Source organism: Pseudonocardia sp. ICBG1293 (assembly GCF_020131355.1).
Lineage (GTDB): Bacteria > Actinomycetota > Actinomycetes > Mycobacteriales > Pseudonocardiaceae > Pseudonocardia.
Genome location: NZ_JAHLEL010000054.1, coordinates 355,691 through 369,124 on the forward strand (window position 1 = coordinate 355,691; position 13,434 = coordinate 369,124).

Annotated in this window: 15 protein-coding genes and 3 tRNA genes; 13 read left to right on the forward strand and 5 right to left on the reverse strand. The window is 72.8% G+C overall.

Features of this window, described 5'->3' with window-relative positions:
- The first annotated feature begins 4 nt into the window (after positions 1 to 4).
- The 6 genes from KPF47_RS32460 to xerC all read left to right on the forward strand — a co-directional run bounded on the left by KPF47_RS32460 (position 5) and on the right by xerC (position 3,570).
- Positions 5 to 391, forward strand: a complete 387-nt coding sequence (locus KPF47_RS32460; RefSeq protein WP_224392566.1) for a hypothetical protein — start codon at positions 5 to 7, stop codon at positions 389 to 391.
- The gene (locus KPF47_RS32465) at positions 391 to 546 is read left to right on the forward strand and encodes a hypothetical protein (protein ID WP_158092328.1); all 156 of its coding nucleotides are present in this window, start codon (positions 391 to 393) and stop codon (positions 544 to 546) included. The genes KPF47_RS32460 and KPF47_RS32465 overlap by 1 nt, the downstream gene beginning before the upstream one ends.
- Positions 547 to 909: 363 nt before the next feature.
- Positions 910 to 1,773: an FtsK/SpoIIIE domain-containing protein gene (locus KPF47_RS32470; protein ID WP_224392567.1), complete on the forward strand. Its 864-nt coding sequence runs from the start codon at positions 910 to 912 to the stop codon at positions 1,771 to 1,773.
- A gap of 1 nt (position 1,774) precedes the next feature.
- Positions 1,775 to 1,954: a helix-turn-helix domain-containing protein gene (locus KPF47_RS32475; RefSeq protein WP_085916174.1), complete on the forward strand. Its 180-nt coding sequence runs from the start codon at positions 1,775 to 1,777 to the stop codon at positions 1,952 to 1,954.
- Positions 1,951 to 2,316, forward strand: a complete 366-nt coding sequence (locus tag KPF47_RS32480) for a hypothetical protein (RefSeq protein WP_224392568.1) — start codon at positions 1,951 to 1,953, stop codon at positions 2,314 to 2,316. The genes KPF47_RS32475 and KPF47_RS32480 overlap by 4 nt, the downstream gene beginning before the upstream one ends.
- A 225-nt stretch (positions 2,317 to 2,541) precedes the next feature.
- Positions 2,542 to 3,570: a tyrosine recombinase XerC gene (gene xerC / locus KPF47_RS32485; protein WP_224392569.1), complete on the forward strand. Its 1,029-nt coding sequence runs from the start codon at positions 2,542 to 2,544 to the stop codon at positions 3,568 to 3,570.
- A gap of 77 nt (positions 3,571 to 3,647) precedes the next feature.
- Here the strand turns inward: xerC and KPF47_RS32490 are convergent.
- The 5 genes from KPF47_RS32490 to KPF47_RS40575 form a co-directional block, all read right to left on the reverse strand.
- Positions 3,648 to 3,721 (reverse strand) — tRNA-Phe (locus KPF47_RS32490).
- 36 nt (positions 3,722 to 3,757) lie between these two features.
- Positions 3,758 to 3,831: transfer RNA gene (locus tag KPF47_RS32495), tRNA-Asp, on the reverse strand.
- 40 nt (positions 3,832 to 3,871) lie between these two features.
- Positions 3,872 to 3,944, reverse strand: a tRNA-Glu gene (locus KPF47_RS32500).
- A gap of 120 nt (positions 3,945 to 4,064) precedes the next feature.
- Positions 4,065 to 4,283, reverse strand: a complete 219-nt coding sequence (locus tag KPF47_RS32505; protein WP_062399816.1) for a hypothetical protein — start codon at positions 4,281 to 4,283, stop codon at positions 4,065 to 4,067.
- A gap of 187 nt (positions 4,284 to 4,470) precedes the next feature.
- Positions 4,471 to 5,706: a GDSL-type esterase/lipase family protein gene (locus tag KPF47_RS40575; protein WP_224392570.1), complete on the reverse strand. Its 1,236-nt coding sequence runs from the start codon at positions 5,704 to 5,706 to the stop codon at positions 4,471 to 4,473.
- A 308-nt stretch (positions 5,707 to 6,014) separates the two neighbouring features.
- Here KPF47_RS40575 and KPF47_RS32515 point away from each other — a divergent pair, with 308 nt between their 5' ends.
- From KPF47_RS32515 to KPF47_RS32545, 7 genes are all read left to right on the forward strand, one after another.
- On the forward strand, positions 6,015 to 7,904 hold the full coding sequence (locus KPF47_RS32515) for a propionyl-CoA synthetase (RefSeq protein WP_224392571.1): 1,890 nt from the start codon (positions 6,015 to 6,017) through the stop codon (positions 7,902 to 7,904).
- 145 nt (positions 7,905 to 8,049) lie between these two features.
- Entirely contained in the window at positions 8,050 to 8,307 is a 258-nt protein-coding gene (locus KPF47_RS32520) for a hypothetical protein (RefSeq protein WP_224392572.1), read from the forward strand.
- A 95-nt stretch (positions 8,308 to 8,402) separates the two neighbouring features.
- On the forward strand, positions 8,403 to 8,594 hold the full coding sequence (locus KPF47_RS32525) for a ferredoxin (protein ID WP_224392573.1): 192 nt from the start codon (positions 8,403 to 8,405) through the stop codon (positions 8,592 to 8,594).
- 161 nt (positions 8,595 to 8,755) lie between these two features.
- Positions 8,756 to 10,372 carry a long-chain-fatty-acid--CoA ligase gene (locus tag KPF47_RS32530; RefSeq protein ID WP_224392574.1) on the forward strand — a complete coding sequence of 539 codons (1,617 nt, stop codon included), beginning with the start codon at positions 8,756 to 8,758 and terminating at the stop codon, positions 10,370 to 10,372.
- Positions 10,373 to 10,397: 25 nt separating this feature from the next.
- Positions 10,398 to 11,582 carry an MFS transporter gene (locus KPF47_RS32535; RefSeq protein ID WP_224392575.1) on the forward strand — a complete coding sequence of 395 codons (1,185 nt, stop codon included), beginning with the start codon at positions 10,398 to 10,400 and terminating at the stop codon, positions 11,580 to 11,582.
- A gap of 75 nt (positions 11,583 to 11,657) precedes the next feature.
- Positions 11,658 to 12,617 (forward strand): ATP-binding cassette domain-containing protein, encoded by a 960-nt coding sequence (locus tag KPF47_RS32540; RefSeq protein WP_224392576.1) that lies wholly within the window; start codon positions 11,658 to 11,660, stop codon positions 12,615 to 12,617.
- The gene (locus tag KPF47_RS32545; RefSeq protein ID WP_224392577.1) at positions 12,614 to 13,432 is read left to right on the forward strand and encodes an ABC transporter permease; all 819 of its coding nucleotides are present in this window, start codon (positions 12,614 to 12,616) and stop codon (positions 13,430 to 13,432) included. Before KPF47_RS32540 ends, KPF47_RS32545 begins: the two co-directional genes overlap by 4 nt.
- Positions 13,433 to 13,434 lie beyond the last annotated feature (2 nt).

The following is a 13,434-nucleotide window of genomic DNA, read 5'->3' on the forward strand; positions in this document are numbered from 1 at the left end:
TCCAGTGCCGCAGATCTACGCCATCGACCAGGCCGCGACGTTCGAGCGCGTGCTGTTCCTGTCCGGCGAGCCGAAGACGCGATTCGGCTCCGACGTGCAGGAGACGTCCAAGGACGGCGTGCCGAAGTGGGAGGTGCAGCTCGTCGCGAGCTTCCGCCAGTTCGGTCGCTCGACCAACGAGATCATCAAGGTGGGCATCACGGCCCACCACCAGCCGGGCGCCGAGCTGGGGCCGGCCGAGCCCGTGCAGCTCGTCGGGTTCGAGATCGGCGTGATGGACAAAAAGAACCGCGAGGGCCAGGTCGTCGGTGCGCAGGTCTGGTACCGCTGCCAGGAGGTCCGCTCGCTGGCCGCCACCGGCCCGCGTGCCAAGCAGGCGGAGGCGAGCTGATGGCCGCCGAGACCGACCCGGGCGTCGTGTTCGTCTGCCGCGGCTGCGAGACCGAGTACCCGCCCGCGCTGGGTGAGTGCCCGGAGTGCGGGGACTGGGCATTCACCGCCGCCCTCTCCCCCGCCCTCCTTCCGGTGCCGCGGAGGGCGTCATGACCGCCACTGCGCTCCTCCCGTTCCCGTCCGACCGATCACGCGGCGGCGGCTGGTTCGGCCGCACACGGCGCCCCTGGGCCGGTCGTCGGGCCGACCGCGAGCACGAGCAGGAGTGCTGGGCGTTCGCCGAGCACCTGCGGTTCGTCTGGCGGGACGCCTGCGAGGGCGTCGGCGTCAGCCGGACCACCGACACCGCCACCGGGCCGACCGTCCGCACGCCCAAGGTCGGCCGGATCGTCGTGGACCGTCCGACGACGATGCTCGTCAAGCTGCTGCCCGGCCAGGAGCCGCAGGACCTGTCCCGGGTCGGCGACCGGCTGGCGCACAGCCTCGGGTTCGAGACGCTCCGCGTGGTGCCGCACAGTGGCCGGTGGGTCCGCCGATCAGGACCCGCTCTCCGAGCCGTTCGCGCTGCCGCGCATCACGGTGCAGACGTGCGAGGACCCGGTCCTGCTCGGACGCGACGAGTTCGGCGACGCGCTCGGACACGCCTTCGCCGACGCCGCGCACGTCGCGCTCCAGGGCCAGAACGGCGCTGGGAAGTCCCAGTTCGCCTACGGCCTGCTCGCCCAGCTCGCCGCGGCCGACGACGTCCGGATCGCGGGCTCGGACATCACCGGCCTACTGCTCGGCCGGCCCTACACGGGCACCGCGCACCGGCGGTGGCAGGCCACCGGCACCGCGGACCTTGAGGAGCATGCGGCGCTCCTGGAACGGCTCGTCAGCGTGATGGACGAGCGCCTGGCCGCGCTGCCGGACCGTGTGGACAAGATCCAGCCGTCCCCGGCCGTGCCGCTGTTCGTGGTCGTCGTCGAGGAGTTCCCCGGCCTGCTCCGGGCCGCCGGCGCCATGCCGAAGCCCGGACGCGGCGAGCGCTCCGTCCTCGACCGGATCCGGGCCGCGAACCTGCGGCTGCTGTCCGAGGGCCGCAAGGTCGGCTTCCGCGTCATCACGCTCGCGCAGCGCGCCGAGACCGAGGCGATGGGCGGCGGATACGCCCGCGACCAGTACGCCCTGCGCCTCTCGTTCCGCGTCCCCGGCGACTCGCTGGAGATGCTGCACGGCCCGGCTGTCCGCGAGCTCGCGCAACGCCACGCGACCGCCAAGCCCGGGGTCGCCGTCCTCTCCGCCCCCGGCCGGAATCTCGTCCGCGTCCGGGTCCCCTACCTCGGCGCCTACGCCGAGTACTGCGACCGCATCGCCACGACCGCACGGAAGGAGCCCTGACATGGACCCGCTGCTGCTGACCGTCAAGGAGGCCGCCGAGGTGCTGAGGATGAGCACGAGCCGCGTCTACGACCTCATGCGGACCCGTCAGCTCCGCTCCCACAAGGTCGGCCGCGCGCGCCTCATCCCGGCCGAGGCGCTGCGGGAGTTCGTCGAGTCGCTCGGGGAGGACGCGGCATGACCGCCCCCGCCCGCAGCGCCCTCTATGTCCGTCGCCGGTCGCTGTTCCTGGACGTCGTCCTGGCCGGCCTCGACCGGACGACCACCGCGCTCTCCGGTCTCCACGCACACCACCCGGCGACGGCCGCCGAGCACGTCGCGCACGCCCGCCGTCTCGTCGAGCTGCACAGCCGTCGGGCCCGCTGGTGGGCGGTGCTCGAACGGTCCGCCTCCGACCGGCTCGACGCCCACCGCGTCCACCGGTTGGCCGTCATCGAGGCTCGGGCCTCCGCGGACGAGCAGGTGCGGTTCTGGCTCGACGCTGCACGCTCCTGGGAGGCCATCGCCGACCGCGAACGGACGGGACGGGGTGCGGTCGCGTGAGCACCGAACCGACGCCCGACGAGCGGTTCCCCGCACCGCGCACCGGCAAGCAGCGCGCCAACGGCGAGGGGACGATCTACAAGCGCCAGGACGGCCGCTACGAGGGCGCCTGCTACGTCCTGATCGCGGACGGCACGATCCGGCGGAAGCGGGTCTGCCCGCACCCGCAAGGAGGTCGTCGAGAAGCTGGCCGCCCTCCAGCGCCAGTCCCGCGACGGCATCCCGATGCCCACCCGGAGCTGGAAGGTCGGCGAGTACCTCGCGTACTGGTTGGAGCACGTCGTCCGACCGAACAGCAAGCCGAAGACCCACCAGGGCTACGAGGTCGTCGTGCGGGTGCACATCGTCCCGGTGCTCGGCACCAGGCGGCTCACCGCGCTCCAGGCGGCCGACGTCCGCCGGCTCCTGGCCCACGTGCAGAACCGCTGCCGATGCTGTGCCGAGGAGATCGACGCGCGACGCCCGGAGAAGCGCCGCCGGTGCTGCGCGGTCGGACGGTGCTGCGAGAGCTTCCCGTCCACCCGGACGCTCCAGCAGGTGCACGCCGTCCTGCGGAACGCCCTGCAGAACGCGGTCCGCGAGGAGCTGATCATGCGCAACGTCGCGCAGCTCGTGCGCGTGCCCTCGCCGAAGTACCGGGTCAACCGGGGCATCAGCGCCGACCAGGCCCACGAGCTGATCGAGGCCAGCCAGGACGACCGGCTGCACGCGCTCTACGTCCTGACGCTCTACCTGGGCATGCGCCGCGCCGAGCTGCTCGGCCTGCGCTGGTCCGCCGTCGACCTGGACACCGGGCACCTGGAGATCGTGCAGACGCTCCAGCGGGTGGACGGCGAGCTGCGCTTCGTCCCGGCCAAGACCGACGCCTCGGAGCGCACGCTCCCGCTCGTCGGGCGCTGCCTCGACGTCCTGCGCAAGCACCGCGCCGCGCAGTCCTGGGAGGCGTCCGAGGCCGGCGACGCGTGGCAGGACCACGGCCTGGTCTTCCCGAGCCGGATCGGTACGCCGATGGAGCCGGACAACCTGCGCCGCTCCTGGTACCCGCTGCGGGCCCGGGTGGGCGCACACCGCGTCCGGTTCCACGACCTCCGGCACACCTGCGTCACGCTGCTGCTCGACCTGGGCGTGCCGCCGCACATCGGCCGGGAGATCGCCGGCCACTCCGACATCGGCGTGACCATGAAGATCTACGCACACGCGTCACTGACCGAGAAGCGGGCCGCGTTGCAGAAGCTCGACGGGAGGATCGGATGACCGCGTTGCCGTCACCGTTGCCGTCAAGCGGAATGATCGGGAAAAAGAAGTGCGGAGAACCCGCTGGTAAGAGAGTGTGGCCAGGGGCGGGGTCGAACCGCCGACCTTCCGCTTTTCAGGCGGACGCTCGTACCAACTGAGCTACCTGGCCCCGGCCTCCGACGAACCGGAGATCCAGAGAGTGGAGCGACCCAGACGGGACTCGAACCCGCGACCTTCGCCGTGACAGGGCGACGCGCTAACCAACTGCGCCACTGGGCCTTGCTCTCGTGAGAAGAATCGTATCCGACACCTCTCCCGGTACCCCCAACGGGATTCGAACCCGCGCTGCCGCCTTGAAAGGGCGGAGTCCTAGGCCGCTAGACGATGGGGGCTGGGACCGGGCCCGAGAGCCCCGTCCTTCCCTCAACGGCTGTCCGTTGGGAGTGAACAAACCTTACGACACCGCCCCGGGGGGTCCTGCAACCACCCCCCGGTTACGGCGTCGCCGCAGGTCACCGAGCCACAGGTGGTGGCTGCTCCGGGTTGCCGGAGATCAGCCCCAGCATGTCCAGCAGCTCGCGCAGGTCCTCGGAGTCGTCCGAGTTCCGGGCGACCACGAGCCGGGCGCGCTGCACCTGGTCGTCGGAGACCTTGAAGGCGTCGGCCGCGTTCCGCGGCGCCGGGATGGAACTGGTGTCGTCGTCGATGCCGCGCTTCGCGCCGATGGTCACGAGGCCTCCCCGTAGGCCGTCAGGACCCGTCCGGGGCCGTCCTGTGGGACGCGCCGCGATGCCGAGGTCCGATCGGTACCGCCACGTGCTGTGGCCGTGACCAAGACGTTACCCATCGTGCGGGGAGGCCGCATGCCCCTTCCCGGGTGACGGGCGGTCACCCAACGCTGCCGTCGACGGGTCCGACTCAGCTCCGGGGCCTGGTGCGGCAGACGCTGCCGGACAGCTCGCCGACCGGCACCGACGCGGCCAGTACCCGGTAGCCGTAGGCGGAGGGGTGCAGTCCGTCACCCGAGTCGAGGTCGGGGCGGAGGCGCCGCCGGTCACCCGGATCACCCAGCGCCGCGGCGGCGTCGATCACCCCGTCGGCCCAGCGCCGGCCGTCCGCGAGGAGCCAGGCGTTGACCTCGTCCCGCGCCGCGACGACCGCAGGGGCGTCCCGGCCGCCGCTCACCGAGGGCGGCACGGTGGTGAGGAACACGCGCAGCCCGGCCGCGCGGGCCCGCTGGGCGAAGGCCTGCAGTCCCTCGACGAGGTCGGCGCCGGACGCGCCCGCGGCGAGGTCGTTGGTACCGACGAGCAGCACGACGTCGCGCACACCGGGAACCGCCGCCACGTCGTCGTCCCAGCGGTTCAGCGGGGCGTCGCCACCGGCGGGCGGGTCGTCCTGCAGCAGGCGGTTGCGGGACAGGCCCGCGTTGAGCACGGTCATCGGCCGGTCCCCGCCGGCCGCGGCGAGCCGGGCCGCGAGCTGGTCGGGGAACCGGTCGTCGCCGTCGGGGGTGCTGCCGACGCCGTCGACCAGGGAGTCGCCGATGACGAGCACCGCGCCGTCCGGGCGGGGCGCGAGGACCTCCAGCCCGGTCAGCACCGGCCAGGACTGCAGGGTCGTGTCGAAGCCCGCCGGGTCCGGCGCCGCGGTCCGGTCCCCGGGCCCGGAGAGCCAGGCCGTGCGCATCGCGACCGGGTGCGAGCCGATCGTGCGGGGTACCTGCGCGAGGAACAGGCTCACCGTCAGCGGCCCGCCGGCGACGCTCGCGACCGGGGCCGGGTCGGTCAGCACCTCCGCACCCGGCGGGAGGTCCGCGACGGGCGCGCCACCGACGGTCAGCGGCACCGGCCGGGTCACCGCAGCGCCGGGGCCCGCGGTCCCGACGGTCATCGCCGCGATCCGCAGCGGGCCGTCGCCGTGCCGGTTGGACAGCCGCAGGCGCAGCTGCTCCCCCGTCGCCCCGGGCCGCACGACCATCCGCAGGGTCCGTCCGGTCAGGCTGTCCCCGGGCACGGCCTGCTGCGCGGCGTGCCAGGCGGCCGTCCAGCCAGGAGCGCAGGTCGCGGCGGCGGCCGCGGCCGGCAGCGGGGTGGGGGCCGGGCCGCAGCCCGCGGCCACGAGTCCGGCGAGCAGGGTCCCGCACACCGCCACGCCCGCGTGGACCCGACGCGCACGCCACCGGACCGCATCCCCGTCGGACCGCACCGGCACCGCCTCCCGTCCGGGCCCGGCCGCGGATCGGACGGGTCCCCCACGCGCTGTGTCGGGTCGTCACCCGATCACGTTACGCGAACGACCGGTCACACTGCGACGATCGGCGTTGCGTGGTCGACGAGCGGCCCGTCCCTCCGGACCGGTCCGTCCGGACGAAGTCTGGGCACTGTCGGTGGCAGCTCCTAGGGTCGTCGGCGACACGACGCGGCCACCGTCGGCCGCCGGCACGCCACGGGAGGACACCGGTGACCACCTACGAGGAGATCTTCCGTTCCAGCGTGGACGACCGCGAGGGTTTCTGGCTGCGCGCGGCGGAGGGGATCGACTGGCACGTCGCGCCGACCCGGGCGCTCGACGAGTCGACACCGCCCTTCTACCGCTGGTTCCCCGACGGCGAGCTGAACGTCGCGCACAACGCGCTGGACCGCCACGTCGACGCCGGCCACGGCGAGCGCACCGCGCTCGTGTACGACTCGCCGGTCACCGGCTCGCGCCGCACCTACACCTACGCGCAGCTGCGCGACGAGGTCGCGTTGTTCGCGGGCGTGCTGCGGGAGCAGGGCGTCGGCCACGGCGACCGGGTCGTGGTCTACATGCCGATGGTCCCCGAGGCCGCGATCGCGATGCTGGCCTGCGCCCGCCTGGGCGCGGTCCACTCCGTGGTGTTCGGCGGGTTCGCCGCCAAGGAGCTCGCCGTCCGGATCGACGACGCCGGTCCGAAGGTCGTCGTCTCGGCGTCCTGCGGCATCGAGGGCACGCGGGTGATCGAGTACAAGCCGCTGCTCGACCGGGCCATCGCGCTGTCGGAGCGCAAGCCCGACTCGACGGTGATCCTGCAGCGCGAGCAGGCCACCGCGTCGCTGGGCCCGACCGACGTCGACTGGGCCGACGCGCTCGCCCACGCCACGCCCGCCGACCCGGTCCCGGTCAGGGCCACCGACCCGCTCTACGTGCTCTACACCTCCGGCACCACCGGCAAGCCGAAGGGCGTCGTCCGCGACAGCGGCGGCTACGCCGTCGCGCTGAACTGGTCGATGCCCAACATCTACGACGTCGGTGCCGGAGAGACGATCTTCACCGCGTCCGACGTCGGCTGGGTCGTCGGCCACTCCTACATCGTCTACGCACCGCTGCTCGCCGGGGCCACGACCGTGCTCTACGAGGGAAAACCGGTCGGGACGCCGGACGCCGGGCAGTTCTGGCGGGTCGTGCAGGACAACGACGTGAAGTCGGTCTTCACCGCGCCCACCGCGTTCCGGGCGATCAAGAAGGAGGATCCGCGGGGCGAGTTCCTCGGGCAGTACGACGTCTCCTCGCTGCGCTACCTGTTCCTCGCCGGCGAACGCCTCGACCCCGAGACCCACCGCTGGGCCTCGGAGCTGCTGGACATCCCGGTGATCGACCACTGGTGGCAGACCGAGACCGGCTGGCCGATCGCGGCCAACCCGGCCGGGATCGAGCTGCTGGAGATCAAGCCCGGCTCGCCGACCCGCCCGATGCCCGGCTGGGACATCCAGGTCCTCGACGAACGGGGCCGCCCCGCCGAACCCGGTGTCGACGGCGCGATCGTGGCCGGGCTGCCGCTGCCGCCCGGTGCCTTCCCCACCCTGTGGAACGACGACGAGCGCTACGTCAGCTCCTACATGTCGGCGTTCGAGGGGTACTACCTCACCGGCGACGGCGGCCACCTCGACGCCGACGGCTACGTGTTCGTGATGGGCCGCACCGACGACGTCATCAACGTCGCCGGGCACCGCCTGTCCACCGGCGGGATGGAGGAGGTCCTCGCCTCGCACCCGGACGTCGCGGAGTGCGCGGTGATCGGCGTCGCGGACACCATGAAGGGGCAGATCCCGCGCGGGTTCGTGGTGCTCAAGTCCGGTGTCGACAGCGACGCCGAGGGCTACGAGGACACCCTGCGCGCCGAGCTCGTGCAGATGGTCCGCGACCAGATCGGGGCGGTCGCCTCCCTCAAGGACGTCGCGATCGTCCCCGCCCTGCCGAAGACCCGCTCCGGCAAGATCCTGCGCAAGACGATGCGCGGGATCGCCGACGGTGCCGAGGAGCCGGTGCCCTCCACCATCGACGACCCGTCGGTGCTGGACACCCTGCGCCCGGTCCTGCGCCGGGAGTGAGCGCTCCCATCGGGTGGTCCGGGCCGGTCCCGCTTGACCGGGCCACCCGATGGCGGTAACGGCGGGCGGTCGCTCCCCGATGGTTGGTCGACGGCCACTGCCGCTCCCCGGCATCCCCGCGTGGTCGTCGACGTGGAGGTGTCCCGTGGACCCGGTGCGACTGCGACTCGCGGCCCTGGCCGCCCCGGTGGCGCTCGGCGCGCTGCTCGGGGTGGCCGCGATGCTCGAACCCGACGAGGTACGCCTGTCGACGGCCGGCAGCCTGCCGGTCACCACGCGTGCGACGACCGCGCTGCTCACCGGGGTACCGCACACCACTCCGTCGCCGACACCCGTGCAGGCCCGCGCGAACCTCGCGCCGCAGCCGTTGCCGACCGCCGCACGGACCCTCGACGGCCACTGACCTGCGACCTTCCCACCCGAGGAAGGGAAGCATAACCGCAGGTCAGGGCGGCCTCAGTCCTGCGGCGTCGCCCGGACGGGGGCACCATGGACTCCATGAAGGTCATCGTGGATTTCGACCGCTGCGAGAGCAACGCGGTCTGCATGGGTGTCGCGCCTGAGGTCTTCGAGGTGCGCGACGACGACTACCTCTACATCCTCGACGAGAACCCGGCCGAGTCGCTGCGGCCGAAGGTCGAGGAGGCGGCGCGCAGCTGCCCCAAGGCCGCCATCACGATCGAGGACTGAGCCCCGGCGGTCGAGGGGCGAAGCAACGGCACCACGCTCCGGCGGTCGAGGAGCGGGGCAACGGACCCGGGGCGGTCGGTGCCGCCGTCGCAGGTTGCCGGGGACTCCTCGCGGCGAGCAGGATCGCCGCGACGAGTGCACCGCCTGCGAAGGAGCCGACCGTGACACAGGGCGCGACGACCGACGTCTGGACCACCCCGCTGGCCTTCCTGGGCCGCTCGGCCGAGGTGTTCGCGGAGTCCACGGCGATCGTCTACGGCGACCGCCGGCACAGCTACGCGGAGTTCGCGGCCGAGGCGACCCGGGTGGCGAACGCGCTCGTCGCGTCCGGTGTCGAGCCCGGTGACCGGGTCGCCTACCTGCTGCCCAACGTGCCCGAGATGCTCGTCGCGCACTTCGCGGTGCCGCTGGCGGGCGCGGTCCTGGTCGCGATCAACACCCGCCTGTCGACCGAGGAGGTCCGCTACATCCTCGACCACTCCGCAGCGACGGTGCTGGTCGTCGACGCCGTCCTGTACGACACGGTCCGCCCGGTCGCCGACGAGCTGGCGACGGTCCGCGAGATCGTCACCGTCGTCGACCCGGCCGCGCCCGGCGACGGCGTCGGGTCCGGTGTCTCCTACGCCGACCTGCTCGCCCGCGGCTCCGACGACCCGCGGCCGTGGGCGGTCGACGACGAGCGCGCGACGATCACGATCAACTACACCTCGGGGACGACCGGGAACCCGAAGGGCGTCGAGTACCACCACCGCGGCGCCTACCTGAACTCCTTCGGCGAGATCGTCCACTCCGGGCACACCGCCGACGCCGTCTACCTGTGGACGTTGCCGATGTTCCACTGCAACGGCTGGTGCACCCCCTGGGCGGTGACCGCGATCGGTGGCACCCACGTGTGCCTGCGCGAGGTCCGCGGTGACCGGATCTGGCAGCTGATCGGTGAGCACCGCGTCACCCATCTCAACGGCGCTCCGACCGTGGTCACGACGATCATGAACGCGCCCGAGGCCGTCACCCTGGACTACCCGTTGGTCATCACCACCGCGGGCGCACCGCCGTCGCCGACGACGATCCTGCAGATGGAGCGGATGGGGTTCCGGATCGTGCACGTCTACGGGCTGACCGAGACCTACGGGCCGTACGCGGTGAACCAGTACCAGCACGCCTGGGACGATCTCGACGCCGAGGAGCGCGCCCGGCTGCAGGCCCGCCAGGGCGTCGGCATGGTGTCGGCCGACCGGGTCCGGGTGGTCGACGAGCAGATGGCCGACGTGCCCCGGGACGGCGCCACGATGGGCGAGATCGTGATGCGCGGCAACAACGTCATGAAGGGCTACCACCGCGACGAGGAGAAGACCGCCGAGGCGTTCCGCGGCGGCTGGTTCCACTCCGGTGACCTGGGCGTCGTGCACCCCGACGGCTACGTCGAGCTCCGCGACCGCGCGAAGGACGTGGTCATCTCCGGTGGCGAGAACATCTCCACCGTCGAGGTCGAGCAGGCCCTCGTGTCCCACGACGCCGTGCTGGAGGCCGCCGTGGTCGGGGTGCCGGACGAGAAGTGGGGCGAGGTCGGCAAGGCCTTCGCGGTGCTCAAGCCGGGCCGCTCCGCCGAGCCGCAGGAGCTGATCGACCACGTGAAGACGAGGATCGCCCGCTACAAGGCGCCCAAGTACGTCGAGCTGGTCGACGAGCTGCCCAAGACCTCCACCGGCAAGGTCCAGAAGTTCGAGCTCCGCGAGAAGGAGTGGGCCGGCCGCGGGGACTCCCGCATCCAGGGATGACGCATATCGGTTAGCGTTGCTGAACGTGAGCATCGCAACCGAACCGGGCACGACGGACACCTCGACGCCGTCCGCCTTCCGCGTCGCCACCGGCGCGGTGGTCGTGACGACGGCGTCGGTGCTCCCGGTGTTCCTCACCGGCGCCCTGTCGGTCCAGCTGTCGCGCGACCTGGCCTTCGACCCGTCCGGGCTGGGACTGGTCGTCGCGCTGTACTTCGGGGTCAGCGCGCTGTGCTCGGTCCCGGTGGGGATGGTCGTCGAGCGGGTCGGGTCGCGGGTGACCAGCCGGGTCGCCGTCGTCGGGGCGGCGGTGCTGATGGCGGCCCTGGCGCTGGGCGCGCGGTCCTACGCCGCACTCGTCGTCCTGCTGCTCTGCGGCGCCTGGTGCAACGTGATGGGCCAGCTGTCGTCGAACCTGACGCTCGCGCGTTCGGTGCCGGCACACCGGATGGGCCTGTCGTTCGGGGTGAAGCAGGCCGCGATTCCGGCGGCGACGCTGCTGGCCGGGTTGTCCGTGCCCGCGGTGGCGCTGACCGTGGGCTGGCGCTGGGCCTACGGGATCGGTGCGGCACTGGCCCTGGCGGCGCTGCTCGCCTGCCCCCGCACCGACGTCCGCCCGGTGGCCCGCGCCGGGAAGGGCGACCGGGCGACGGCCGCGCTCGCGGTGATCGGCGCGGCCTCCGGGCTCGCCGCCGGGACGGCCACCGCGCTCGGCATCTTCCTGGTCGCGTCGGCGGTCGACCGCGGGATCGACCCCGGCCTGGCCGGACTGATGCTGACCCTCGGCAGCGTCGTCGGGCTGTCGGTGCGGATGCTGCACGGATGGCTCGCGGACATGCGCTCGGGCGGCCACGTCGCCGTCGTCGCGGCCAGCCTCGCCGCGGGCGCCGGTGGGTTTCTGCTGCTGGCCGTGCCCGGGACGCCCGCGCTGGTCGTCGGGGTGGTGCTGGCGTTCGGGCTGGGCTGGGCGTGGCCGGGCCTGCTGCAGTTCGCGGTGGTGCGGCTCAACCCGTCCGCGCCGGCCGCGGCGACGTCGATCGTGCAGGTCGGCGTCTACGCCGGCGGTTTCGCCGGGCCGATCGTCTTCGGCTCGCTGGCCACCCACGCCGGCTTCCCGACGGCGTGGACGGTCAACGCCGTGGTGATGCTGGTGGCGGCGGCGTTGATGCTCGTCGGGCGGCGGATGCTGGTGGCGCACGCGCGCCGCTGAGCGGAAACAGGGCCGGATTGTCAGGGTGGTAGGGCACAGTGGCGTCCGCTCAGGCCTTTCGAGGGGGACATCACGATGCCGGACGCGATCCGCGCCACGGGACTGGTCAAGACCTACGGGTCGGTACGGGCACTCGACGGGGTCGACCTGTCGGTGCCGGAGGGGACGGTGCTCGGCCTGCTCGGACCGAACGGCGCCGGCAAGACGACCGTCGTCCGGGTGCTGACCACACTGTTGACGCCGGATGCCGGCGAGGCGACCGTCGCCGGGGTCGACGTGCTGGCCGACCCGGCCGGTGTGCGCAGCCGGATCGGCCTGTCCGGGCAGTACGCGGCGGTGGACGAGTACCTGACCGGCTTCGAGAACCTCGAGATGGTCGGGCGGCCCTACCACCTGGGGCGTCGCCGGGCCCGCGACCGGGCCCGTGAGCTGCTGGCCGACTTCGGCCTGACCGACGCCGCGGACCGTCCGGCACGGACCTACTCCGGCGGGATGCGCCGCCGGCTCGACCTGGCCGGGGCCCTCGTGGCCGACCCGCCGGTGCTGCTGCTCGACGAGCCGACCACGGGGCTGGACCCGCGCAGCCGCAACGACCTGTGGGACGTGATCCGCAGGCTCGTCGCGCGCGGGACGACGCTGCTGCTCACCACGCAGTACCTGGAGGAGGCCGATGCGCTGGCCGACGAGATCGTGGTCATCGACCACGGCCGGGTCATCGCCCGCGGCACCGCCGACGAGCTGAAGTCCCAGGTCGGCGGGGAGCGGCTCGAGGTCACCACCAGCCTGGCCGAGGACCTGGAGACCACCGCGGCCCTGCTCGCCCCGCTCGGGGTCGGCGAGGCCGTGCTCGACCGGCACCGCCGCTCGCTGACGATGCCGGTCAGCGGTGGCGTCGACGTGCTGCGCACCGCGCTGGACCGGCTCGCCGACGCCGGCACCAAGGTCGACGACGCGGGCCTGCGCCGCCCCACCCTCGACGACGTGTTCCTCACCCTGACCGGGCGCCCCACCGAGACCGAGGGGACGGACGCGTGAACGCCGCCGCCACCGTGCTGGCCGACGCGACCGTCGTCGCCAAGCGCAACCTGATCAAGATCAAGCGCGTCCCGGACCTGCTGGTCTTCACGACGCTGTCGCCGATCATGTTCGTGCTGCTGTTCGCCTACGTCTTCGGCGGCGCGATCGACCCGACCGGCGGCGGGGCCGGGTACCGCGAGTTCCTGATGGCCGGCATCTTCGCCCAGACCGTCATCTTCGGGGCCACGAACACCGGGGCCGGGCTCGCCGAGGACGTCAAGAAGGGCATCATCGAGCGGTTCCGCTCGCTGCCGATGTCGTCGTCGGCGGTGCTGACCGGCCGGACCCTGTCCGACGTGGTGAACAACCTGATCGTGCTGGTCGTGATGTCGCTGACCGGGCTGCTGGTCGGATGGCGGATCCACACCTCGGTCGGCGAGGCGCTGGCCGGGTTCGCGGTGCTGATCGTGTTCGCGTACGCGTTCTCGTGGGTGATGGCGTTCGTCGGGCTGCTCGTGCCGAGCCCGGAGGTCGTGAACAACGCGTCGTTCATCGTGATCTTCCCGGTGACGTTCCTGGCGAACACCTTCGTGCCGCTGAACTCGCTGCCCGGCCCGCTGCGGGTGTTCGCCGAGTGGAACCCGGTCTCGGCGGTCACCGCAGCCGCACGGACCCTCTTCGGCAACGACGGGGCGATCCCGGCCGAGGCCTCCGCCTCGGCCGCCTGGCCGCTGCAGCACCCGGTGCTGTACGTGCTGATCTGGTCGGTCGTGATCGTCGCGGTGTTCGCGCCGCTGGCGAGCCGGCAGTACCGGCGGGCGGCGAGCCGCTGACC

Bases quoted from the DNA above. Each gene is read 5' to 3' on its own strand.
- KPF47_RS32540 (WP_224392576.1), top strand. From the start codon at position 11,658: ATGCCGGACGCGATCCGCGCCACGGGACTGGTCAAGACCTACGGGTCG.
- KPF47_RS32465 (WP_158092328.1), top strand. From the start codon at position 391: ATGGCCGCCGAGACCGACCCGGGCGTCGTGTTCGTCTGCCGCGGCTGC.
- KPF47_RS32480 (WP_224392568.1), top strand. From the start codon at position 1,951: ATGACCGCCCCCGCCCGCAGCGCCCTCTATGTCCGTCGCCGGTCGCTG.
- KPF47_RS32475 (WP_085916174.1), top strand. From the start codon at position 1,775: ATGGACCCGCTGCTGCTGACCGTCAAGGAGGCCGCCGAGGTGCTGAGG.
- KPF47_RS32525 (WP_224392573.1), top strand. From the start codon at position 8,403: ATGAAGGTCATCGTGGATTTCGACCGCTGCGAGAGCAACGCGGTCTGC.
- xerC (WP_224392569.1), top strand. From the start codon at position 2,542: ATGCCCACCCGGAGCTGGAAGGTCGGCGAGTACCTCGCGTACTGGTTG.